Source organism: Pseudomonas sp. NMS19W (assembly GCF_051554255.1).
In the GTDB taxonomy this organism is placed as follows: Bacteria; Pseudomonadota; Gammaproteobacteria; order Pseudomonadales; family Pseudomonadaceae; genus Aquipseudomonas; species Aquipseudomonas kribbensis.
Map to the genome: position 1 here is coordinate 4510450 of NZ_CP136718.1, position 24047 is coordinate 4534496.

General features: G+C 61.7%; 19 protein-coding genes and 1 pseudogene. 10 read left to right on the plus strand and 10 right to left on the minus strand.

Going from position 1 to position 24047, the window contains the following annotated elements:
• The first annotated feature begins 210 nt into the window (after positions 1-210).
• Complete coding sequence (locus tag R1A29_RS20590; RefSeq protein ID WP_438299410.1) at positions 211-1215, plus strand: NADP-dependent oxidoreductase; 1005 nt, start codon at positions 211-213, stop codon at positions 1213-1215.
• A 52-nt stretch (positions 1216-1267) separates the two neighbouring features.
• Here the strand turns inward: R1A29_RS20590 and pyrF are convergent, their stop codons facing one another.
• Positions 1268-1966 carry an orotidine-5'-phosphate decarboxylase gene (gene pyrF / locus R1A29_RS20595; protein ID WP_162803507.1) on the minus strand — a complete coding sequence of 233 codons (699 nt, stop codon included), beginning with the start codon at positions 1964-1966 and terminating at the stop codon, positions 1268-1270.
• A gap of 295 nt (positions 1967-2261) precedes the next feature.
• On the opposite strand from pyrF, the gene R1A29_RS20600 reads away from it, so the two are divergent.
• The 3 genes from R1A29_RS20600 to xopAW all read left to right on the plus strand — a co-directional run bounded on the left by R1A29_RS20600 (position 2262) and on the right by xopAW (position 5024).
• The gene (locus R1A29_RS20600; protein ID WP_438299411.1) at positions 2262-3011 is read left to right on the plus strand and encodes a response regulator; all 750 of its coding nucleotides are present in this window, start codon (positions 2262-2264) and stop codon (positions 3009-3011) included.
• A complete protein-coding gene (locus R1A29_RS20605; protein WP_248740101.1) occupies positions 3011-4060 on the plus strand; it encodes a sensor histidine kinase in 1050 nt (349 codons plus the stop codon). Before R1A29_RS20600 ends, R1A29_RS20605 begins: the two co-directional genes overlap by 1 nt.
• Positions 4061-4169: 109 nt before the next feature.
• Positions 4170-5024, plus strand: a complete 855-nt coding sequence (gene xopAW / locus R1A29_RS20610; RefSeq protein WP_438299412.1) for a XopAW family type III secretion system calcium-binding effector — start codon at positions 4170-4172, stop codon at positions 5022-5024.
• A gap of 675 nt (positions 5025-5699) precedes the next feature.
• On the opposite strand, the gene R1A29_RS20615 is transcribed toward xopAW, so the two are convergent.
• From R1A29_RS20615 to R1A29_RS20630, 4 genes are all read right to left on the minus strand, one after another.
• Positions 5700-6752, minus strand: a complete 1053-nt coding sequence (locus R1A29_RS20615) for an AI-2E family transporter (RefSeq protein WP_438299413.1) — start codon at positions 6750-6752, stop codon at positions 5700-5702.
• A 69-nt stretch (positions 6753-6821) separates the two neighbouring features.
• Positions 6822-7628, minus strand: coding sequence for a DUF4892 domain-containing protein (locus R1A29_RS20620; protein ID WP_438299414.1), 807 nt, complete (start codon positions 7626-7628; stop codon positions 6822-6824).
• Between the two features lie 127 nt (positions 7629-7755).
• Complete coding sequence (locus R1A29_RS20625; protein WP_438299415.1) at positions 7756-8610, minus strand: alpha/beta hydrolase; 855 nt, start codon at positions 8608-8610, stop codon at positions 7756-7758.
• Positions 8607-9413, minus strand: a complete 807-nt coding sequence (locus tag R1A29_RS20630; RefSeq protein ID WP_438299416.1) for an alpha/beta fold hydrolase — start codon at positions 9411-9413, stop codon at positions 8607-8609. Before R1A29_RS20630 ends, R1A29_RS20625 begins: the two co-directional genes overlap by 4 nt.
• A 218-nt stretch (positions 9414-9631) precedes the next feature.
• Here R1A29_RS20630 and R1A29_RS20635 point away from each other — a divergent pair, with 218 nt between their 5' ends.
• The gene (locus R1A29_RS20635) at positions 9632-12652 is read left to right on the plus strand and encodes an RHS repeat-associated core domain-containing protein (RefSeq protein ID WP_438299417.1); all 3021 of its coding nucleotides are present in this window, start codon (positions 9632-9634) and stop codon (positions 12650-12652) included.
• A gap of 18 nt (positions 12653-12670) precedes the next feature.
• Here the strand turns inward: R1A29_RS20635 and R1A29_RS20640 are convergent, their stop codons facing one another.
• From R1A29_RS20640 to R1A29_RS20660, 5 genes and pseudogenes are all read right to left on the minus strand, one after another.
• Positions 12671-13114 (minus strand): hotdog fold thioesterase, encoded by a 444-nt coding sequence (locus tag R1A29_RS20640; protein ID WP_007957810.1) that lies wholly within the window; start codon positions 13112-13114, stop codon positions 12671-12673.
• 31 nt (positions 13115-13145) lie between these two features.
• The gene (locus R1A29_RS20645) at positions 13146-14801 is read right to left on the minus strand and encodes an AMP-binding protein (protein ID WP_438299418.1); all 1656 of its coding nucleotides are present in this window, start codon (positions 14799-14801) and stop codon (positions 13146-13148) included.
• A gap of 82 nt (positions 14802-14883) precedes the next feature.
• A pseudogene (sixA, locus tag R1A29_RS20650) lies at positions 14884-15334 on the minus strand (phosphohistidine phosphatase SixA).
• Positions 15331-15678 carry a DUF4389 domain-containing protein gene (locus R1A29_RS20655; RefSeq protein WP_438299419.1) on the minus strand — a complete coding sequence of 116 codons (348 nt, stop codon included), beginning with the start codon at positions 15676-15678 and terminating at the stop codon, positions 15331-15333. The pseudogene sixA and the gene R1A29_RS20655 overlap by 4 nt, the downstream one beginning before the upstream one ends.
• Positions 15679-15710: 32 nt before the next feature.
• A complete protein-coding gene (locus tag R1A29_RS20660) occupies positions 15711-16736 on the minus strand; it encodes an NAD(P)H-dependent glycerol-3-phosphate dehydrogenase (protein WP_114884804.1) in 1026 nt (341 codons plus the stop codon).
• Positions 16737-16992: 256 nt separating this feature from the next.
• Here R1A29_RS20660 and R1A29_RS20665 point away from each other — a divergent pair, with 256 nt between their 5' ends.
• From R1A29_RS20665 to fabB, 5 genes are all read left to right on the plus strand, one after another.
• Positions 16993-19056 (plus strand): TonB-dependent receptor plug domain-containing protein, encoded by a 2064-nt coding sequence (locus tag R1A29_RS20665; RefSeq protein WP_438302072.1) that lies wholly within the window; start codon positions 16993-16995, stop codon positions 19054-19056.
• Positions 19057-19989, plus strand: a complete 933-nt coding sequence (locus R1A29_RS20670) for an ABC transporter substrate-binding protein (RefSeq protein ID WP_438299420.1) — start codon at positions 19057-19059, stop codon at positions 19987-19989.
• Entirely contained in the window at positions 19986-21887 is a 1902-nt protein-coding gene (locus R1A29_RS20675) for an ATP-binding protein (RefSeq protein ID WP_438299421.1), read from the plus strand. The genes R1A29_RS20670 and R1A29_RS20675 overlap by 4 nt, the downstream gene beginning before the upstream one ends.
• 247 nt (positions 21888-22134) lie before the next feature.
• The gene (fabA, locus tag R1A29_RS20680) at positions 22135-22650 is read left to right on the plus strand and encodes a 3-hydroxyacyl-[acyl-carrier-protein] dehydratase FabA (protein ID WP_003227150.1); all 516 of its coding nucleotides are present in this window, start codon (positions 22135-22137) and stop codon (positions 22648-22650) included.
• An 11-nt stretch (positions 22651-22661) separates the two neighbouring features.
• Entirely contained in the window at positions 22662-23882 is a 1221-nt protein-coding gene (fabB, locus tag R1A29_RS20685; protein WP_007968959.1) for a beta-ketoacyl-ACP synthase I, read from the plus strand.
• The last annotated feature ends 165 nt before the right edge of the window (positions 23883-24047 follow it).

Genomic DNA, 24047 nt, shown 5'->3' on the forward strand with positions numbered 1-24047 from the left:
GCGGGGGATTGATGAAGGCAGCATAGCCACAGCCGCCTCCCCGACGGCAGCACTATCAGACGGCCGTTTGACCGCCCATGAATCGCAGTGATGAACCCGTGCGGGCCACTATCACCCTGTTTGATCGGCCTGCATTCGCCTCGTCAGCCAACCTTGCGGCATCGCCGAGGACGGTCTATCAACAAGGCTTCATTCCGTTGAGTGCCTGTCATGACCAACCAGACCAATCGTCAGTTCCTGCTCGCCAAACGCCCGGTGGGCGCCGCCACCCGCGAAACCTTCACCTATCAGGAAGTACCGGTCGGCGAGCCGGCGGCGGGGCAGATTCTGGTCAAGAACGAATACCTGTCTCTCGATCCGGCCATGCGCGGCTGGATGAATGAGGGCAAGTCCTACATCCCGCCGGTGGGTCTGGGCGAAGTCATGCGCGCGTTGGGCGTAGGCAAAGTCGTCGCGTCAAACAATCCGGGGTTTGCCGTCGGCGACTACGTCAACGGTGCTTTGGGCGTGCAGGATTATTTCCTCGGTGAGCCAAGAGGTTTCTACAAGGTCGATCCGAAACTGGCACCGCTGCCGGTTTATCTGTCCGCATTGGGCATGACCGGCATGACCGCCTATTTCGCGCTGCTCGATGTCGGTGCTCCGAAGGCCGGCGATACCGTGGTGTTGTCCGGTGCAGCGGGCGCGGTCGGCAGCATCGCCGGGCAGATCGCCAGGATCAAAGGCTGCCGGGTTGTTGGCATCGCCGGCGGCGCGGACAAGTGCAAGTTCCTGATCGATGAACTGGGCTTCGACGGCGCCATCGACTACAAGAGTGAAGACGTGCTGGCCGGCCTTAAACGCGAATGCCCGAAAGGCGTGGACGTTTACTTCGACAACGTCGGTGGCGACATCCTCGACGCGGTGCTCAGCCGTCTGAACTTCAAGGCCCGCGTGGTGATCTGCGGCGCCATCAGCCAGTACAACAACAAAGAAGCGGTCAAAGGCCCGGCCAATTACCTGTCACTGCTGGTCAACCGCGCGCGGATGGAAGGCTTCGTAGTGATGGATTACGCCGCGCAGTACGCCAGTGCCGCCCAGGAAATGGCCGGGTGGATGGCCAAGGGTCAGCTCAAGAGCAAGGAAGACATCGTCGAAGGCCTGGAAACGTTCCCGGAGACTCTGGGCAAACTGTTCAGCGGTGAAAACTTCGGCAAACTGGTGTTGAAGGTCTGAAAACAACGAAGGGAGCCATCAGGCTCCCTTCTTTGCATCTTCAGCAGTTCGGTCAGGCCAGTTCGGCAACCACCGCAGCCAGGGCCTTGGCCGGATCCGCCGCCTGGCTGATCGGACGGCCGATCACCAGATAATCGGAACCGGCATCCAGCGCCTGACGCGGGGTCAGGATGCGACGCTGGTCGTCCTGGGCGCTGCCGGCCGGACGAATGCCCGGCGTCACCAACTGCAGCGACGGGTGCGCGGTTTTCAGCGCCGTGGCTTCCAGCGCCGAGCACACCAGACCGTCCATCCCGGCCTTTTCGGCCAGCGCTGCCAGACGCAGCACCTGCTCCTGCGGCTCGATGTCCAGACCGATACCCGCCAGATCCTCACGCTCCATGCTGGTCAGCACGGTCACGCCAATCAACAACGGTTGCGGACCGCTACGCTTGTCCAGCTCTTCACGGCAGGCCGCCATCATGCGCAGGCCACCGGAGCAGTGAACGTTGACCATCCACACGCCCATCTCGGCAGCGGCCTTGACCGCCATCGCCGTGGTGTTGGGAATGTCGTGGAATTTCAGGTCGAGGAACACTTCAAAACCCTTGTCGCGCAGGGTGCCGACGATTTCCGAGGCACAGCTGGTGAACAGTTCCTTGCCCACTTTGACCCGGCACAGTTTCGGGTCCAACTGGTCGGCCAGCTTCAGTGCGGCGTCACGGGTAGGGAAATCCAGGGCGACGATGATAGGAGTCTGGCAGGCGGACATGGATGGGCTCTCAGGCAAGTCGAAATCGGCGCGCATTGTAGCGGAACCGGCGGCGGCGCGGCACCCGATGATCGGTAAATCGTCGCGCCGGACGTGATCAGCATAGCCTTGCAAGGTATTGTGTCGAAGCCGATACACAACCGACACGCCGACAACATGCGCCCGCGCTAGCCTCGCCAGCCGCAACAAGTCCTTACAGCAGCCCTTCCCGCCTCACGGCCGGACGCCTATGCTGAAACCACAACCTCGCAGCCTATCTTTGTGGTTGGCGGCTTACTGGCAGATGAACAGCCTCATGCACAACTCCCAAGTCTCCGTGAATGAAGAGCAGAAAGACGACAAGCGCTGGAGCATCCGCGCCCTGATCGTCGACGATGACGTGCCGATCCGCGAACTGATGATCGACTACCTGGCCCGTTTCAACATTCACGCCAGCGGCGTCACTGACGGCGCGGCCATGCGCCAGGCGATGCAGACCGAGCATTTCGACGTGGTGGTGCTCGACCTGATGCTGCCCGGCGAAGACGGCCTGTCGCTGTGCCGTTGGCTGCGTGCCGAATCGGACATCCCGATCCTGATGCTCACCGCCCGTTGCGAACCCACCGACCGCATCATCGGCCTGGAACTGGGTGCCGATGATTACATGGCCAAACCGTTCGAACCCCGGGAGCTGGTGGCTCGGATCCAGACAATTCTGCGTCGGGTGCGCGACGACCGCACCGAACAACGTGCGAACATTCGCTTCGACAACTGGCGCCTGAACAGCGTCCTGCGTCAGTTGATCGCCGACGATGGTCTGGTCGTGCCGCTGTCCAACGCCGAATTCCGCCTGCTCTGGGTGTTCATCGAACGTCCGCGCCGGGTGCTCAGCCGCGAACAGTTGCTGGACGCCGCCCGTGGCCGCTCGATTGAAGCCTTCGACCGCAGCATCGACCTGCTGGTCTCGCGTTTGCGGCAAAAACTCGGCGACGACCCGAAAGCCCCCCAGCTGATCAAGACCGTACGCGGTGAGGGTTACCTGTTCGACGCACGGGACATCGGCTGATGCGGGGGCGCTTCGACACGCTGTTCGGCCGCCTGTTTGGCGTGCTGTTCGTGGCGATCGTCCTGGCGCACCTGCTGGCTTTCGCCTGGTTCCACCATTACGGCCCGCCTCCGCCCCCTCCGCCACCGGAATTTTCCCAGGGCGTCGAAGGACAACGTCCGCCACCGGATCCGCGCTTCGCCCATCGACCGCCGCGCCCCTGGTTCGGCGGGCCGCTGGTGCCACTGACCTTTCAGTTCATCTCGCTGATGATCGCTGCCTGGTACGGCGCCAAACTCCTGAGCCGGCCGATCCAGCGCCTGAGCGACGCCGCCGAACGCCTCAGCGAAAACCTCGACAGCCCGCCGCTGGAAGAGTCCGGTCCGCGCGAGGCCCGGCAGGCGGCCCATACCTTCAACCTGATGCAGCAGCGGATTCGCGAACAGGTTCAGCAGCGCGCGCGCATGCTCGGCGCCGTGTCCCATGACCTGCGCACGCCACTGTCGCGGCTGAAACTGCGCCTGGAAAAGATCGACGACGACAAACTCCAGGGCCAGATGCGTCAGGACCTGAACGACATGATCGGCATGCTCGACGCCACCCTCACCTACCTGCACGAACAACGTACCAGCGAAGCGCTGCAGATGATGGACGTGCAGGCGCTGGTCGAATCCCTGTGCGAGAACGCCCAGGATCAGGGCGCCGACGTCCAGGTCAGCGGCCATTGCGCGCCCCTGGCGGTTCAGCCAATGGCCCTGCGCTCGTGCATCAACAACCTGATGGACAACGCCTTGCGCTACGCCGGGCAGGCGCACATCGAGCTGCAGGATCAGCGCGAACACCTGCTGATCCGCGTCATCGACCACGGCCCGGGCATCGCAGCGGACAAACGCGAAGCCGTGTTCGAGCCGTTTTTCCGCCTGGAAGGCTCGCGCAACCGCAACTCCGGCGGCGTCGGTCTGGGCATGACCATCGCCCGGGAAGCCGCGCAACGCCAGGGCGGACAACTAAACCTCGAAGAAACGCCTGGCGGCGGCCTTACTGCCGTGATTCGCCTGCCACGACTGTAAGCCCGACTGTGTACCGTCCGGTACAAAACCCATATACCTGCGACACCTCACGCCTTGAGTCTGCAAGCGCCGGTTCATCAACCGGTTTTCCATTACAAGGAGTGAGCCCATGATCGGTAGCGTCAGCAACTACACGAGCTATACCAGCACCAGCAGCACTTCCACACAAAACGCCCGCAGCCAGCAACTGCAAAAGGAACTGTTCGCCAAACTCGACAGCAACGGCGACGGCGCGGTGGATCAGGACGAACTCAACAGCGCCCTGTCGCAAAAATCCAACGATGGTTTGCTGGTCAACCTGAGCAAACAATTCGGCGACCTGGACAGCGACAGCAACGGCAGCCTCAGCGCCGAAGAAATGGCCGCCATGGCCCCACCGCCACCACCCGACCACAACCAGGCCCCCGACACCGACCTCGCCGACGCCCTGATCAAAGCCCTCGACACCGACGGCGACGGAGCCATCAGCGGCGACGAACTGAGCAGCGGCCTGACCAGCGCCGGCAGCACCGCCGACAGCAGCAAAATCTTCTCCGCCCTGGACAAGAACAAGGACGGGGTCGTCAGCCAGGACGAACTCACCGCCAGCCTCACCCCGCCACCGCCACCACCCCGGGTTTCCAGTGACCAACTGTTCAGCCAGCTCGATACGGACGGCGACGGCAATGTGACGGCGACCGAGTTGAGCAGTGCTTTGCAGGCCAGTGACAGCACATCGTCCACCAGCAGCGATAGCAGTGCGGCGCTGCTCAAGGTGCTGGATAGCGACAGCAGTGGTGGCGTGAGCAGTGACGAATTGAAGGCCGCACTTCACGCAGGTCGCGAACGCCCGGACGATGAACAGACAGCCAGTGCCAATCAAACCACTACCGAAGCGTTGAACCGGATGATTGCCAATTTGAGCAAGCAGTATTCGCTCGATAGTGCGGCGTCGGTGGGCAAGTATTTGAATGTGGCGACTTGAGGTAACGGGGTGAGGGAATCACTTCCGGCCTGGAAACCGGGAGTGAATGGAGCTTGCCCGGTTAGTGGATTACCATTGATCCGGGGTGTGCCAGTTAGACAGCCCCTCACCCTAGCCCTCCCGAAACGTCGGACCGCCCAAAGGGAGAGGGAACTGACCGAGTGGTTTGGGGGGAGGTACGCCGACGTGACATACCGAGGTGAACTCGGGTCTTTGAAAGCACACATCCCGCACCGGCCACCTCCACCTCCACCTCTACCTCTGCTTCTGCCTTGGCCTTGGCCTTGGCCTTGGCTTTGGCTTTGGCTTCCCACCACTCAACACGATGAGCGTTAGCTCAAGTACCGCTTTTGACGTACCGGCCCCGTTGAGAGGCTGAGTGGAGGGATTTATCCGGGGGTGGGCGCGAAGCGCCGTTTGGCGAAGCCAAACACATCGAGAGGAGGTGCAGCGAAGCAAACCGTAGGCGATGCCCCCGGATGAATCCCGGAGCGAAGGGACGCCGAGCCACAGCGAGGCGCCGAACGTTGGGGCCAAGCCTTTTGGTTCCTTTTTGGCGTCTGAAAAAGGGACTCGCCGTAAGGGCGAAACCGCCAGCCGCAACACCCGAAGAAACGGATATTCACCCAAAACAACCCAAAGCCTGGCCGGCCCAAAGGCCGCCAAGGCCCACCGTCAACGCCGATCCTCAACCCGCCCCTGACTCTTGCTCCAATCCGTCAACAAACTATAAGCCACCGCCAAAAGCGTAGGCCCGATAAACAACCCGATAAACCCGAACGCAATCAACCCGCCAAACACCCCGAGCAACACAATCACCAGCGGCAGATTCCCGCCACGGCTGATCAGATACGGCTTGAGCACGTTGTCCACGCCACTGATGATGAACGTCCCCCAGATCCCGAGAAACACCGCCATCCCGTACTCACCCTTCCAGGCCAGCCACGCCGTGGCCGGAATCCACACCAGCGGCGGCCCCATCGGAATCAGACTGAGCAGGAACGTCACGATCCCCAGCACCAAAGCACCCGGCACCCCGGCAATCAGGAACCCGATCAACGCGAGGATCGCCTGCGCTGCCGCCGTACCGATCACCCCGTTGACCACCCGCTGCACCGTACCGGCCACCAGATCGATGTAATACCCGGCACGATCACCGATCAACCGCTCCAGCAGGCTGTGCACGAACGCCGCCAGCCGTGGCCCGTCTCGGTAGAAAAAGAATACGAAGACAATACTCAGGGTCAGCTCGAGAATTCCGCCGCCAATCTGCGCACTGCGCGCCAGCAGCCAGTTGCCCACCTGTCCCAGATAAGGCTTGAGCGACACCATCAACGCCGCGCCCTGTTGATCGACACTGTTCCAGAAACCGACCAGCCGCTCCCCCACCAGCGGAATCGTGCCGAGCCAGGCCGGCGCTTCCGGCAGACCGTCAACCTGCACATCCTTGATGAACACCGTGGCATCGCGCACGTGATCGGCCAGGTTGAACCCAAGCCAAACCAGCGGTGCCGCCACCAGCAGCATCCAGCCCAGGGTCAGGATACTTGCCGCCAGTGATTCGCGTCCGCCGAGCCAGCGCGTCAACAGACGCATCAACGGCCAACTGGCAAATGCCAGCACCGCGCCCCAGAACAGCGCCGACCAGAACGGCGCCATCACCCAGAAACTGGCGCCGAACAACACCAGCAACAGGATCTGCACCAGCAGACGATCATTATTGGGCATGTGAAATCTCGAAAAAGTCAGTCAGGCAAAGAGTAGGCGAACACGCCGGGCGTGTCCGCCAGAGACACCTTATCGCAACAGATCGATGCGCAGGCCGGCACCTTCGACATTGCCGGTCTCCATGCGAGCGGCGCGCACGCCCTGCGTGATCAGTGCCTGACGCCAGGCTTCGGCCTTGGGCCCGGAAACCGTCACCCGCAACGTCGTGTCGAGGTTCAGGCCACGGGACAGCAGACGCAGCCAGGTGTCATCCGGATCGCCAGCCAGTTTCGGCAATTTCAGCTCGCCGGTGTCTTTCAACTGGCGCAACAGGGTCGCGGACGTCGGCAACAGCTCCCCCAACGGCGTGGTGGCCTCGAACTGCTCGACATGCAGATAGGCTTTGCGATTGCCGCGAGTGATGCTGTAGAGCGCCATCAGCGTGTTGTCGCGAGGTGCCGCCAGCCTCAGCAGCAGATAGGCCTGCTGCTCGTCGGCACCGTACAGCTTGGCATTGCCGAACACTTCGTTGGCCCACAGGCTGCTTTCGCCGCAATCCCTGGCCTGACACCAGAACAACAGCTCGGCGTCCTGTTTTTGCAGGGCCTCGCGGGCGACGGTAAAGGCTTCATTGGCGGAATGTTCCGGCGGCAGCTCGTAGGTGACCGAGGTGGTCTGCCCACGGGCGCCGACCTGGCCGTCGAAACGCAACTGGCCGCTGATCTTGCGGATCGAGCCCATCGGGTAGATCCGCTCCAGCGTCGCGGCCGGGCGATAGTCGACGATCTGCGCATCGGCCAGACGCGGCACGATCGGCAGATCCTGACTGCCCGGCAGGTCGGCAGCGAGCAACACGGGACTGAAACAGCACAGCGCCAGCAGACTGAAAGATCGCATGGACAGGCTCATCGGATCGGCATGGCCGGGGCGCCTTTCTGGCTATTCGGGTTCGCAGCGGTGTAGAAATCCATTGTGGTTGTCTCCCATTTCAACCCGCCCAGCCTCGACAGTTGCCCGGGGCAAGTCAAGGAATGGCGAAGAACCGATTGAAACAGTCTGCGACAAGGACCGCACCCGACTCGTCGTTCAGGTGCAGATGGTGCCCGCCTGGCAGCTGTTCCCGGCTAAAGGGTAGACGCTCCAGCAGCTCGGGGTGTTTGGCCAGCATGCCGTCGGCCGCCACCACCAATTGCGTCGGACAGGCAATGCGCTGGATGAAGGCCATCGCCTGTTCCTGGGTCAGACGCAGCGGCGATGGCAGGGTCAGGCGGTTGTCGGTGCGCCAGGTGTAACCGCCGGGCACCGGCATCAGCCCCCGCTGCGCCAGCAATTCGGCGGCTTCACGACTGACCGCCACCAGGCCTTTCATGCGCACTTCGATGGCCCGGTCGAGGGTGGCGTAGACCGGTTTGCGCTTTTCCCGCAAATCAAGCTGTGCCTGCAGCGCCATGCCCATGCGTTCGGCGGCGTTTTCGCCTTTATCTGTGGGAGGAATCACCCCGTCGATCAATGCCAGATGGGTGATGCGCTCCGGCAACGACCCCGCCAGCACCAGCGAAACAATCGCCCCCAGTGAATGCCCGAGCAGGCCGAAGCGCTTCCAGCCCAGTTGTTCGGCGACCTGCAGCACGTCATGGGCGTAATCCCACAAGGCGTAACCCGCGCCGACCGGGCGATGCCCCGAATGACCATGACCGGCCATGTCCAGCGCGACAATGCGCAAACCTTTGAGCTTCGGCGCCAGGCGAGCGAAGCTGTTGGCATTATCCAGCCAGCCATGCAGGGCGATCACCGGCAAGCCGTCTTCCGGGCCGAAAATGTGTGCCGCCAGCTCGATATGCGGCAGGCTCAGGCGCACTTCTTCGACCGACGGGCTCATGCGCAATCCTTGTGCTGGCGGTTTTCCCAGCGACTGAACAGGTTCTTCAGCAGTTGTGCAGTGTCCTGCGGCCGCTCAAGGGGAAACATGTGACCGCCGGGCACGGTCAGCGACTCGCCCCGAGGCAGGCGTCCAACGTGCCGGGCGTGATGATTCATCACCACGCGACTCTTGTGCCCGCGCACCACCGCCAGCGGAACCTGAAGCTGCCGGGTACGCCCCGGACTGGTGTGCGGCACACCGCGATAAATACTAATCTCGGTGGCCGGATCGAAACGCAGGCGCAGCTTGTCGCCAACCTGGTGCAATCCGTGTTGCAGGTAGGCGTCGAAGCATTCTGGATCGAACCCGCGGAACAGGGTCTTGCCGGCAAAGTAGCTGCGGGCACTGTCGAGGTCGGCGAATTCTTCGCGTCGTCCCAAGGTGCGACCGGCCGGTGTCAGTTTGTCGATGAAACCAAAGCGCTTGGCGGCACGGATCACCCAGCGATCGGTGCGGGTCAGCACCGGCGAATCGAGCATCACCACCCCGCGATACAACTCCGGGCAGCGCAGTGCGGCGTGCAAATGCAACATCCCGCCGAAGGAATGGCCAACGCCCCACACCGGCTCGTCCTGCTGTTGCAGGTGATGAATCAACTCGTCCACCAGGTGGTACCAGTTGTCACCCGCCGGAAAACGCGGATCGTGGGCATGCTGCTCCAGATGCGTCACCCGGAACTCGGGCGCCAGCGCCGAGAACAGCTTGCCATAGGTGCCGGAAGGGAAACCGTTGGCGTGGGCGAAAAAGATCGGTTGCGACATACGGGCAAATCCATGGGCGGTAAACGTGGCGTTGATTGTCCGCAAGACGACGCCCGACAGCAATGACCGTTACTGCCAGGAATAATGACAACGTCGTTTCATCGATACCCTGCAGCCCGTCGGAAAACAGGCTGTACCTGTAAGTTCTGACAGTTGACGCGATTCCTCGACTCGGCACTAAGTGCAGCAATACGAAACGCCTCAGGGAAGCTGTTCCCATGCACAAGAACACGCCAACTGTCTCAGTACTGGATCCGCGAGGACTGGACATTGCTTCTGTGTCCTACTGCCGTGAGGCGCCCGGTGCGACAGCAGCGTCGCGTATCCATCGCCAGACCTATAACGCCGCCGGACAGGCGACCGTCAGCTGTGATCCGCGACTGCACGCCCTGATCGGAACCGATCCGGATGCCCGCCCCAATCTGACTACGGTGTTCAGCCTGACAGGCGTAACCCTGCACAGCGACAGCGTCGATTCCGGCCGCCGCTGGATGCTCCCCGGCGTGGCCGGTCAAGGCCTGTCAAGCCGGGACGGTCAAGGGACGCAGATTCAAACCGAGTATGACCTGTTGATGCGTCCGACCAGGATCATTGAAATCGCTGATGGAATGTCTGCGCGCAACCGGGCGTTTTACACCTATGGCGATAGCGACCCGTCATTGGCGTTACACAATCAGTGCGGACAACTGATACGCCTGGACGACGACGCAGGCACCCTGCATTTCCCGAGTTTCGCGCTCACGGGCGCAGACACCGCCCAGACCCGGCATTTTCTCGAGCAACTCGACGACTCGGACTGGCCGGCTGCCGAGGAGGACCGGGACCTGCTCAATGAATCGGGTAGTGGTGCCACCACACGCACCCGCTACAACGCGCTGGGAGAAAGAATCAGTCTGGAAGACGCAGGAGGCAATGTGCAGTTTTCCGATCTGGATGTTGCGGGCCAACTCGCCCGAATCCGGTTGGAACTCGCAGGTCAGACGGACGAAAGCGTATTGCTGCGGGATATCGAATACAGCGCTGGCGGCCAGATTCAGCGGCAACTTGCTGGCAATGGCGTGATCAGCGAAAGCCGATACCACCCACAGAGCGGTTATCTGATGGAAATCATTGCCGGGCTTGCCGGCCAGCCGCCGCTGCAACACCTGACGTACAGCTATGATCGCATGGGCAATATTCTCGGCATCAACGACCTGGCACAGCCCACGCGCTTTTTTCGAAATCAGAAAATCGAACCGACCAGCACTTATACCTACAACAGCCTGTATCAACTGATTGCAGCCACCGGCTGGCAACGGATCAATACCCAGAACGGGCCGCAGGAACCCGACTTCGGATCGCCAGCGGATCCCGGGCAACTGGAAAACTACCGCCAAAGCTACAGCTACGATCCGGGCGGTAATCTCACGAAGCTGGTGCATGTGGCTGCAAGCCATAGCTGGACGCAACGCATGGCGATTTCCCGCTACAGCAATCGAGGACTGGCACAAAAGCCCGACGGCAGCCTGCCGAGCGAGACTGAAATCGTTGCCGGGTTTGATTCCAACGGCAATAAACGCCTGCTGCAGCCCGGTCAGGATCTGACCTGGACCGCGAGCAACCGTCTACGCCAGGTCGATCAGGTGTTGCGCGAGAATGGTCCGAATGACAGTGAACGCTACATCTACGACGTTGGCGGACAGCGTAAACGCAAGGTTCGCCTGGTACACAGTGGCGCCTCGATTCAAACCCACGAGACGCGCTACCTGCCGGATCTGACCCGACGAGAATCGCCCGGTGAGTCCATGTCCATCAAACGCGTGCAGGCCGGACGCTGCGCTGTCGAGGTGTTGCACTGGACTCGCGGCGGCCCCGGTGCCGATCTGATTCACTACAGTCTGAGCAACCATCTGGGCTCAAGCCTGCTGATGCTCGACCAGCACGCCAACATCATCAGTCAGGAACATTATTACCCCCATGGCGGCACTTGCTGGTGGGCCGGTCCAGACAAGGTGCAAGCCAGCTACAAGACCCGGCGCTATGCGGGTCAGGAGCGAGATGCAACGGGCCTTTATTACTTCGGCCAACGATATTACGCGCCCTGGTGGATGTGCTGGATAAGCGCCGATCCGGCGGGCGTTGTCGATGGTTTGAACCTGTATGCGATGGTGCGCGGCAACCCGGTCCGGTTCGTCGACCTTCAGGGACTGGCAGGGCTCGACACTGTCGCGGCAGTAGGTGCAACGGCAGCGCGGGACTTTCCCAGCGCCTTGATTGCCGCTGCCGTGCAATATGCCGTCGCCGGGTTCCTGTCACCCATGAGTGTGGCCGTCACGGCAGTCGGCGCCACGGCGGGCTTTATTACCGGTGGCATCAGTGGCTACGCGAGCGCCAACTGGGCCAGATCCGCACTGCGCATGGATGATCCCGACAGCTGGGGCCCGCTGTTGGCGCAACTCAGCGGCGCCGTAATGGGAGCCGCGCTGGGGGCGGCACCGTCCTTGCTCGGCATGCTCGATCCAAAAGGCAACACCGCAGCCGTCGCACAGATCGGCAGCACGTTCGGCACAGTCTTTCGCGAATTGTCCGCCCAGCTTTTAGCCAATACCGGACCGAGTAATCCGTCCGTAGGCCGTGCCGATTTCGTCACAGGCGCAGCCAGTATGGGAGCGGTGGGGGCCATTGGCGGTGCGGTGGGGTACGGTAGCTCGGCGTTGTTCGGGGCACAGCCGGTGGGCAAAGCCCTGCAATCGATTATTGGCGCATCGACGTCGACCGGGCTCGGTGCAGGGGGCGCATCTGCCGTGAGGGGGCTGCGGGGCACGCCCGCCAAGCCGTCCAAAGGCACGCCGGCAACTTTCGATCCCAAGAAAGCCGTGGTCGGCTACAGCAGCCGGCATTTCTTTTCATCGCTGGGACAGATTGCCAACTTTGCTGCCACGCAAATACCGGGATACAGCACGCTGGATGCAAACACCCAGGCCGCCGTGAGCCGGGCGATCAGTAGCGCCATCGGCGACTTGCGCTCGACGTTCGTAACCACCGCGACTCCCGGCTTGAGTAGCGTACTGAGGCAAAACAATTTCGATGTGGAAAATGCCAAGACTGACGTCGGCCTCACTCAGGAAAGCGTGCCGACTTCCGACAATGTGCCCTTTGACCCGGCAGTCACCGTGACTTACCACGTCATCAGCGAAACGACGCACAATCAACGCAGATATTCCCGGTCGAATCTGCGCTATCAGATGACGCACATGTGAGACTGCCGGCCACTATCCTCATCGGGCAGGCGGCTGTTCTCCCAGTGGCACCACCGCCATGGTCAACCGCGACACACAACTGGCCTTGCCTTCATCGCTGGTCAGGCGGATGTCCCAGACATGGGTCGTGCGGCCAATGTGAATCGGCTTGGCCACCGCCGTCACCCGTCCGCTGCGCAGCCCACGCAGATGGTTGGCGTTGATCTCCAGCCCCACGCAATAGAACTTGCTGGCATCGATGCACAGGTAACTGGCCATGGAGCCGACAGTCTCGGCCAGCACCACCGAGGCGCCGCCGTGCAGCAGGCCGTAAGGCTGATGGGTGCGATGGTCGATGACCATGCTGGCCGTCAGCGATTCCTCGTCGAAGGACTCGAAGCGGATGTCCAGCACTTCGCCGATGGTGTTTTTCTGGATTGCGTTCAACTGCTCGATGTTCGGAGTGGTACGCCACAAGGTCATCGCAGGCTTCCTTTGTTGTTTTGATCGTCGCTCAATCCTGCCACAGCACCGCCTCGCTGCGCTCGCTCCATTCTTCGAAGCGCGCGCCGTAGGTGTCTTCGATGACGTTGCGTTTGATCTTCAGGGTCGGCGTAAGGAATCCGTTTTCCACCGCCCAACTGTCCTTGACCACCACCAGACGCCGCAGGCGTTCGTGCTTGTCGAGCACGGCGTTGACCTCCTCCAGCAGCTTTTCCAGGCTCGAATGCAGTTGCGGCCGTGCGTCTTCATGCCCGGCTGCCGAGATCACACACAACCCCAGCGGTGCGCTCAGACCATCGCCGACCACGCAGACCTGCTCGATCCGGGTATGCACGGCGAGGCGGTTTTCAATCGGCGCCGGGGCGACGTATTTGCCTTTGCTGGTCTTGAAGATTTCCTTGAGCCGCCCGGTCAGGCGCAAACGCCCTTCGGCGTCCTGTTCGCCCTTGTCGCCGGTGCGCAGGAAGCCGTCGACGGTCAGGGTCTCGGCGGTTTTCTGTGGTTCCTTGAAATAGCCCAGCATGTTGGCCTGGCTGCGCACCTGCACTTCGCCGGAGTCGTCGATTCGCACCTCGACGTCAGGACATGGCCGGCCGATCCAGCCTTCCTCGTATTGCCCCGGCAGGCAGATATGCGAATAGCCGCAACTCTCGGTCATGCCGTAGACCTCCAGCACGTCGAGCCCGAGTTTCTGATACCAGCGCAGCAAGGTCAGCGGCACCGGCGCTGCACCAGACAACGCCACGCGCAGGGCATCCAGCCCCAACCCGGCCAACACCTTGTGGCCGATCCTTTTGCCGATGAAGGGCAGACCGAGGAGAAAATCCAGACGTTTCGCCGGGATCTTGCTGTAGACGCCCATCTGGAATTTGGTCCAGATCCTCGGCACGCCAAACATCGCCGTCGGCCGCGCCCGTCTCAGATCGTCGAGAAAAGTATCGAGACTCTCGGCAAAGAAAACGGTTTGCCCGGTATAGATCGACGCCAGTTCGACGAACATCCGCTCAGCCACATGGCACAGCGGCAGATAGGACAGCAGCCGATCGTTTTCATTGAGGCCGAACAACTGTGTGCCGCGAGTCGTTGCGAACCCGAGGTTGGCAAAACTGTGCATCACGCCTTTGGGCAGGCCGGTGGTGCCGGAGGTGTAGATGATGGTCGCCAGTTGCTCGGCGGCGGGTCGCGGGTCGTCCTGGATCGGTGAATAACGTTGCAGGTCGCCCCAGTTGAAATCGAACTCGCCCGGCGGGTGCAGCGGCAGACTGATGGTTGGCAGATCCGTCGGCACCCCGACCGACATCCCCGGCCAGTCATCCAGTTTGCCGATGAACGCCAGTACGCTTTCGGAGTGAGTGAGGACCTGATGGACCGAGTCGGCCGTGAGGTTGGGATAGAGTGGTACCGAGACATGCCCGGCCATCCAGATCGCCAGGTCGGCGATGATCCAGTGGGCGCAGTTTTTCGAGATCAGGGCGATATGGCTGCCCTGTGGCAACTCCCGGGAGCGCAGCCAGTGTGCGGCGCAGCGGGCCTGATGGCCGACGTCGGCCCAGGTCAGCGTCTCGACCTGCCCGCCGCCGACGGGTTGCACCAGAAAGCGTTGGCGCGGGTGTCGGGCCTCGCGCTCGTAGAACACGTCCAGCGGCAATCGAAAAGCAGCAGACATGCGACTCGCTCCTTTCTTTTTGGGATGGAGCAAGCGTAGTCAACCAAGCAAGTGCTTGGTTGACTATTTCATACAAAAAATTTCACGGATGCTTGAGGCTGTTGAGCGTCATCGAGCCGATCAGCAACTCGCTGTGCTCAAGCTCGGCCAGTCCGGCGGTGCTGACCTTTTCCGGCGGATAACCGGCGCCATGTTGCAGGTAGCTGAGCAGATGCCCGACCAGCGGATTGTGGCTGACTAGCAGCACGTTGCTCACCGACACCAGTTGCTCGGCGACGCGATCCGGATCGACTTCCGGTGTCAGCCATTCGACCGTGCGGATCTCCGGCTCGAAACCCAGTGCCTCGCGCACCAGCTGCGCAGTCTGCTGCGCACGCAAGTACGGGCTGGCGTAAATCGCCGTCAGTGGCTGGCCCATCAATCGGGCGGCGCTGCTGAGCACTTCCTTGCGGCCGTGAGCGGTCAATTCCGCTCGAATCGGGGCGCGAGCCATAGGGCTCGGCCTCGCCGTGACGCAATACCCAGAGTTTCATAGCTTGGGTTCCTCATCCCGGGCCGGATGCGGTGCCGGCGCGACGACGTGTGGCGCTTCACCTTCCGGGGCACGCGGCGCCGGCCAGTCGGCGAACGGCCAGGGTTTCTGGTCGCTGTGGAAACTGCCGAACCGGCCGATCTGGGCCAGGAACTGGCTCAGGCTGTCGCCGAAATTCATCAGACCGGCGCTCGGGGCGCCATAGATCAAACGATAGATCAACTGCACCAGCACCACCGCGCCGAGGATGAACTGCGCCACTTGCCAGACCACGATGTAGACGATCATCCACAACACCCGCAGCAGGATGGATTCGTACTTGGCTTCGGTTTTCGGATCGTTCATGTCTAGCTCCCCTGCCCTGAAATAAAAGGCAATCAGTTGAAACCGCTGGTGGAAATGAAGTCGACGTCGGTCTTCGGCTCGGCGCGCATCAACAGGCCGATCACCTGTTCCAGCGTGCGCCCTTCGAACAGGATCGCGTGGAGCCCGGCGACCAGCGGCATGTACACGCCGACCTCCTGGGCCTTGGCCTTGAGCACTTTCAGGGTGTTGACCCCTTCGGCCACTTCACCGAGGCGCGATACCGCTTCGTCGAGGCTCAAACCCTGACCCAGAGCGAAACCGACTTGATAGTTGCGGCTTTTCGGCGACGAGCAGGTGACGATCAGGTCGCCGACCCCGGCCAGACCGAGGAAGGTCATCGGGTTGGCGCCCTGATTCACCGCGAACCGGGTCATCTCGGCCAGGGCGCGAGTGATCAGCATGCTCTTGGTGTTTTCGCCCATCTCCAGCGCCACCGCCATGCCGGCAATGATCGCGTAGACGTTTTTCAGTGCACCGCCCAGCTCCACGCCGAAGCGGTCGGCACTGGCATATACACGGAAAGTGCGACCATGCAGCGCGGCCTGCACTTCCTTGCACAGTTCTTCGTCCTCACTGGCGACCACCGTGGCGGTCAGCGCGTGCTCGGCGATTTCCCGCGCCAGGTTCGGCCCGGACAGCACGCCGATGCGCGCCTGCGGGGCGATTTCTTCGAGGATCTGGCTCATCAGTTTGAAGGTGTGGGCTTCGATGCCTTTGGTCAGACTGACCAGCATCTTGCCGCTCAGGCGCTCGGCATGCGCCGCCAATACCGTGCGCAGTGCACTCGATGGCAACGCGACGAAGCACAACTCGCAGGCATCGAGGGTTTCCTGCAGGTCGGTGACGGCCGTCACGCCCGGCAGAATCTTGATGCCCTTGAGATAACGCGGGTTCTCGCGATTGACCCGGATGGCCTCGGCCTGCTCGGGGTCACGCATCCACTGCCGGACTTGATGGCCGTTCTCGGCCAACAGATTGGCCACGGCGGTACCGAAACTTCCGCCTCCCAGGACCGCAATCGGGCGCTGTTCAGTCATATGTAATCCGTTAATCCATACCAGTGGCGATGCGGGCATTATACGGAGCGGCCCCTTCTCGGACAGCCCCGGCGTCAATTACCCGCACTTGTAGGAAGAAGACCAATAAATCCGAGGAAAATGCCCGCAACGTGACTGGAAAAGTCACTGTCCTCGGTTAACATGCGCGCCAATTCTTTGCTATCAAGGCTGCGTCGTGTTTTCTGGCACTCCTTCCCCGCGTTCGTCCCTGCTGCTGGCGCTGCTGTTCAGCCCGATGTTGCTGGCGGACGACCTGTTTCTCGACAGCGAGGCCTTGCCCCAGATCCTCACGGCCACGCGCCTGAAACAGTCGCCGGCGGAAGTCCCCGGCAGCATGACCGTGATCGACAGCGAACTGATCAACGCCAGCGGCGCCCGGGACATCAGCGAACTGCTGCGCCTGGTGCCCGGCATGATGGTCGGCAACATCAGCGGCAATCAGGCGGTGGTGAACTATCACGGCACTAACGCCACCGAAGCGCGGCGCATGCAAGTGCTGATCGATGGCCGCTCGGTGTACCGCGCCGGCCTGGCCACGGTGGACTGGAGCGACATTCCGGTGGCCATGGAAGACATCGAACGCATCGAAGTCTTTCGCGGCCCGAACACCGTCAGTTACGGCGCCAACGCGCTGATGGCAGTGGTCAACATCATCACCCGCAACCCGGCCGACAGCCACGGCACTCGGCTGAAAATCACCCGTGGCCAACGGGGCATCAACGACTTTTATGCCAGCCAGGGAACGGGCTGGAATGGCGGCGACCTGCGTCTGTCGCTGTCTGGCCAGGAAGATGACGGCTTCGACAGCGACCGCACCGGCGCCGATTACCGTGACAGCCGCCGCTTGAACCGCTTCAGCCTTGCGGTCAGTCAGACGCTGAGCGACAACCAGAGCGTGGACTGGCAACTCAACGCCAAGGACGGGACCAATCAGCGGCCGTACACCTACCGCCCGGTGTTCTCCGGGATTACCGCTGCCGGGAACAATTCCGACGTAATCGCCAAGGATTACGCCGGCTCGGTGCGCTGGAACCTGGACATCAACCCCGATCACAGCCTTTATGTACAAGGCTCGGCGCAACACTGGGATCGCCAGCAGACCTGGCGCGCCTGCGACGCCGAGGTGTCATTCAGCCCGCAGCTTACGGAGCTGTGGCAGCTCAACCCGAACTACACCGAGCAACTGGCGCGCAACATCACCCGCTACACCGGGCCCGGAGCTGCGCCCGGCACGCCCGCGGAAATGGCCCTGGCCAATCAGGTGCTCGATCAATGGCGCAACGGCGCCAGCCGGACGCTGTGCGGCGACATCGACCAGAGTGCCCGGGAATCGCGCTATGACCTGGAGTTGCAGGACACCCTCAGTCTGTCCGACAGTCTGCGTCTGGTCAGCGGCCTGAACTATCGTTACGACCGGGCCGATTCCGAGACCTATTTCAACGGAACGCTGGACGACACCACGTGGCGCGCCTTTGGCCAACTGGAGTGGCGCGCCAGCGAACACTGGCTGTTGCAGGGCGGCGCCATGTTTGAAAACACTCAACTTATCGGCAGTTCGCTGACGCCCAGGTTTGCCGTCAATTACCTGATCAACCCGCGCCACAGCCTGCGTGCGGTGTACTCGGAAGCGATCCGCTCGCCGGACATGTTCGAGAACAACGTCAATTGGAGTTATCAGGTGACCAACCTGCGCCCCTCCGCCTACGGCCAGTCTTCGGCCCGTTACTTCGTCAAGACCCGGGGCCCCGGCGATCTGGACCAGGAGCACATGCGCTCGCGGGAACTGGGCTACAACGGCTTTTTCCCTGAATGGGGCCTGGCGCTGGACGTAAAGCTGTTCTACGACGAAATCACCGGGATGATCAGCGAACCGCTGCGCAACAACCAGTACATCGCTAGCAACGCCAACGACTCGCGCTTTCGCGGCACCGAAACCCAGCTGGACTGGCGCCTGAGTGCGGCCGATCGACTGCGCCTGACCTACGCCTACGTCGACGCCGAAGCAAGCAACCCGCTGGACCAGCAGTTCACCGCGCGCAACAGTGGCTCGGCCGGCTGGCTGCGCGATTGGGGCCAGGGCTGGAACAGTGCCCTCTTCTATTACGGCGACAATGCACTCAACGGCTATCGTTTCGAACGGGTCGACACGCGCATCGCCAAACGCATCCCGCTGGGCAAGGCTCAACTGCAACTGGCCGGGGTGCTGCAACAGCGTCTGGACAATGAGCCAACCACGTTCGTCGACAACAATTACGACGAACGCCGGGTGATGTACTTCAGCGCCGAGCTGGAGTTCTAGATGCGTTACGCCATGTCACGAAAGATGCCAACGGCCGCCCAATGGCTGGCCGGACTGTGTCTGTTCCTGACAGCGTGGCTGCACGGAGTGGCGGTGCAAGCGGCCGACATTCTGCTGACCGGCGCCGAGGAAAGCCCCGGCGTGCAATCGTTCGTCCAGGCCCTGAGCGAACTGCGCCCAACCGACCGCGTACATTTCCAGCCACTGGCGAGCCTGCCGGCGCCGGGCAAGCTGCCATCCAGCCTGCGCCTGATTCTGTTGGACCTGCCGAGCCTCGACTGGCGCATGCAGGAACCTCAGGGACCGGCGACGTTGGTCCTGCGGATCAGCCGCCTGCAGGCCCGGCAACGCTTCGGCACCGCGCAACCGCCGCACCTGAGCCTGCTGTGGAGCGATCCGCCGCTGAGTCGCCAGTTGCAACTGATCCGACGGATTCTGCCCCAGGCTCAGCGGGTCGGCGTGCTGTTCGATCAGCACAGCGAGTTCCTGCTCAAGGAACTGCAATCGGCCGCCCAGCCGCTGAACCTGCAGATCGTTCCGCAACGCTGGGACAACACCCACGACAACCGTCCCTTGCAAAACGTCCTGAAAAACAGCGATGTGCTGCTGGGCCTGGACGACCCTGACCTGTACAACCCGAGAACCGCAAAAAACCTGCTGCTGAGCAGCTATTCGCGACAACTGGCATTGGTCGGCCCGAACGTCTCGTTCGTACGTGCCGGCAGCCTCGCCAGTACCTACAGCGATCAAAGCGATTGGCTGACGGTGCTCGACGAATTGCTCGACCGCCCACCGGCCGCCTGGCCGCGATCGCTCTATCCCGGGCGTTTTAAAGTATCAAGCAATGCGCAGGTCGCTCGTTCATTAGGCATAGAACCGATGAATGAAGCGTCTGTTGCCGAAGAGCTGGCCGAAGGAGAGCGCCGCCCATGATTTTCCGCCGTTGGGACATCAATACCCGCACCCAGTTGATCAGCCTGGGCCCTGCGCTGTTGCTGACCTTGCTGTTGATCAGTTTTTTCACCTTCGTGCGCATCCAGGATCTGCGTCAGGAGCTGAATCACACTGGCCAACTGATCGCCAACCAGCTCGCGCCCGCTACCGAGTACGGGGTGATTTCCGGCAACAACGAAGTGTTGGAAAGCCTGCTGAAAGCCACACTGGCCACGCCCAATGTGCGGTTTCTGGAAATCCAGGACAGCGCCAACCGGATTCTGGCGTATGTCGAACAACCATCGGATACGCACAAACGCCCGCATCAGGTCGAAGTGTTCCAGTCACCGGTGCGGCTGCAACGGATTGCCTTGCACAATGATTTCTTTCAGGACGGCAAGACCAACAACGGCGGTGCCAGCGAGGATTACCTGGGACGGGTGATCGTCGGCCTGTCCAACGATGCATTCAGTCAGCGCCAACAGGAAATCCTGCTCAAGGCCGGGATCCTGGCGCTGTTTGCCCTGCTCTTCACCTTCGTTCTGGCGCGGCGCCTGGCCGGCAGCCTGTCGCAGCCGATCCGCGACATTGGCAATGCGGTCAAGGCGATTCAGGACGGCGACTACAAGACGCCGTTGCCGATTGTCGATGACACCGAGCTGGGGGCCTTGTCGCAGCACATCAACAATCTGGCCCAGGCGCTGGAACAGGCCAGTCGCGAACAGCACCAGGCCATGGCGCAGCTGATCCAGACTCGTGAAGAGGCGGAAAAGGCCAACAACGCCAAATCGGACTTCCTGGCCATGATGAGTCATGAACTGCGCACGCCAATGAACGGTGTCCTGGGCATGCTGCAATTGCTGGAAACCACGCAGATGACCGAGGAGCAGATCGAGTACGCGGCGCTGGCTTCCGAGTCCACCGAGCATTTGCTCAAGGTGATCAACGACATTCTGGATTTCTCGCGCATCGAGCGTTCGGAACTGGAGCTGGAGCACATTCCGTTCAACCTCGCCGACCTGATCGGCGCTTGCGCGCAATCGTTCCAGCACAGCGCGGCGCAGCGTGGCCTGGAGTTGCAACTGCGGATTCCCGAAGACCTGCGCGGTTTGCAGGTACAGGGTGACCCGACGCGGATCCGGCAGATTCTGGTCAATCTGGTGGGCAATGCGCTGAAGTTCACCGAACAGGGGCGCGTCAGCATCGAGGCGCAGTGGCAGTCGCTGGATCACGAATTGCTGTGGTTCACCTGCTCGGTGCGCGACAGCGGCATCGGAATTTCTTCCGAAAGCCTGGAATTGATGTTCAACGCGTTCCAGCAGGCCGACAGCTCAATCTCCCGTCGTTATGGCGGTACCGGTCTGGGCCTGCCGATCGCCCGCACCCTGGCCGAGCGCATGGGCGGAACCTTGCGCGCGCAAAGCGAAGAAGGTCGCGGCTCGGTGTTCACCCTGGAAATTCCGCTGGCTTTATATAAGCAGGATTTGCCAGCACTGGCGGCACCACGCGCAATGGATGGCAAGGCTGACGGCGAAGGCCGCAATGTCTTGCTGGTGGAGGACAACCCGGTCAACCAGACCGTGATCGAGGCCATGTTGCGCAGCCTGGGCTTCACTGTCAGCGTTGCCACCGACGGCATGCAGGCTGTACGCAGCGCCGGGGGCAGTCGTTACGAAGCGATTCTGATGGACTGCCGCTTGCCGATCATCGACGGTTACGAGGCGACCCGACAGATCCGCCGCCTGCCCGGCTGCGGCCATGTGCCGATCATCGCCCTGACGGCCAATGCGTTGCAGGGCGACCGGGAAAACTGCCTGTCGGCGGGCATGAACGATTACCTGGCCAAGCCATTCAAACGCAATGACCTGCAGCAGATTCTGCAGCGCTGGGTGCAGTAGAGAGGCCCTTTCGAGCATCTGCGACTGGCGTGAAAAGCGAAAGTGCGGCAGTCTTAGGCACCCGAACGGGCCTCAAAAGGGGCTTGAATAAAAATTTCAGTGCACAAGTGTACATTCATGTCCTTGGTGCTGTGACTTTCACCACAACGCAATAGTCTATGAGTAGGCTGCCGGTTCGAGGCATGAACGCGTCGATCGGTCGGGAAGATTTGCCCCACCTGCCGCATGGGATTATTGAGGAGCTCGCATGACCAAACAAAACGCCTTTACTCGGGAAGACCTGCTGCGCTGCAGTCGCGGTGAGCTGTTCGGCCCAGGTAACGCGCAACTGCCCGCCCCGAACATGCTGATGGTGGATCGCATCACCCTGATCAGCGAAGAAGGCGGCAAGTACGGCAAAGGTGAATTGGTCGCCGAGCTGGATATCAACCCTGACCTGTGGTTCTTCGCTTGCCACTTCGAGGGCGATCCGGTGATGCCGGGCTGCCTGGGTCTGGACGCCATGTGGCAACTGGTCGGTTTCTTCCTGGGCTGGCAAGGCCTGCCGGGCCGCGGCCGTGCGCTGGGTTCGGGCGAAGTGAAATTCTTCGGCCAGGTCCTGCCGACCGCCAAGAAAGTCACTTACAACATTCATATCAAACGCGTCCTCAAGGGCAAGCTGAACCTGGCCATCGCCGACGGTTCGGTGACTGTCGACGGTCGCGAAATCTACACCGCCGAAGGCCTTCGCGTCGGCGTGTTCACCTCCACTGACAACTTCTAAGGGTTATTCGCATGCGCCGCGTCGTTATCACTGGTCTGGGCATTGTTTCGTGCCTGGGCAATGACAAAGAGACCGTCTCCGCTAACCTGCGTGCAAGCCGCCCTGGCATCCGGTTCAACCCGGAATACGCCGAAATGGGTCTGCGTAGCCAGGTTTCCGGCTCCATCGACCTCAACCTTGAAGAACTGATCGATCGCAAGATCTATCGTTTCGTTGGCCACGCAGCGGCTTACGCCTACCTGGCCATGAAAGACGCCATCACCGATTCCGGTCTGACCGAAGAGCAGGTGTCCAACCCGCGTACCGGCCTGATCGCCGGTTCGGGCGGTGCGTCGACCCTGAACCAGATGGAAGCGCTGGACATCCTGCGCGAGAAAGGCGTCAAGCGCGTTGGCCCATACCGTGTAACGCGGACCATGAGCAGTACCGTTTCGGCGTGCCTGGCCACTCCGTTCAAGATCAAGGGCCTGAACTACTCCATCGCATCTGCCTGCGCCACCAGTGCTCACTGCATCGGTACCGCCATGGAACAGATCCAGATGGGCAAGCAGGACATCGTGTTCGCCGGTGGCGGTGAAGAGGAGCACTGGAGCCAGTCGTTCCTGTTCGACGCAATGGGCGCCCTGTCCAGCAAGCGCAACGACACCCCGGAACAAGCCTCCCGCGCCTACGACGCCGACCGTGACGGTTTCGTCATCGCCGGCGGTGGCGGCATGGTCGTGGTCGAGGAGCTGGAGCACGCTCTGGCCCGTGGCGCGAAGATCTACGCGGAAATCGTCGGCTACGGCGCGACGTCCGACGGCTACGACATGGTGGCTCCAAGCGGCGAAGGCGCCATCCGCTGCATGCAGATGGCAATGTCCACCGTCGACACTCCGATCGACTACCTGAACACCCACGGCACCTCGACCCCGGTCGGCGACGTCGCGGAAATGAAAGGCGTGCGTGAAGTGTTCGGCGACAAGGCCCCGGCCATCAGCTCCACCAAGAGCCTGTCGGGTCACTCCCTGGGCGCCGCCGGCGTTCACGAAGCGATCTACTGCATGCTGATGATGGAAGGCAACTTCATCGCCGGTTCCGCCAACATCGACGAACTGGACCCTGAAGTGGCCGATCTGCCGGTGCTGACCAAGACCCGCGAGAACGCCACCATCAACACCGTGATGAGCAACAGCTTCGGCTTCGGTGGCACCAACGCCACCCTCGTGCTGAAGCGCTGGGAAGGCAAGTAATTCCCTTCCGCTGAGCCGCACATGAAAACGCCCCGACTGGTTCGGGGCGTTTTTTTTCGCCTGGAAAAAGCACTTTTCAGCCGCGCCAAAATGAAACTTCTGTCATGCAACTTACCGCCCTGCGACTGAATGTCGCGGATTCAGCGGGCTCCAGCGCTGTTGCAG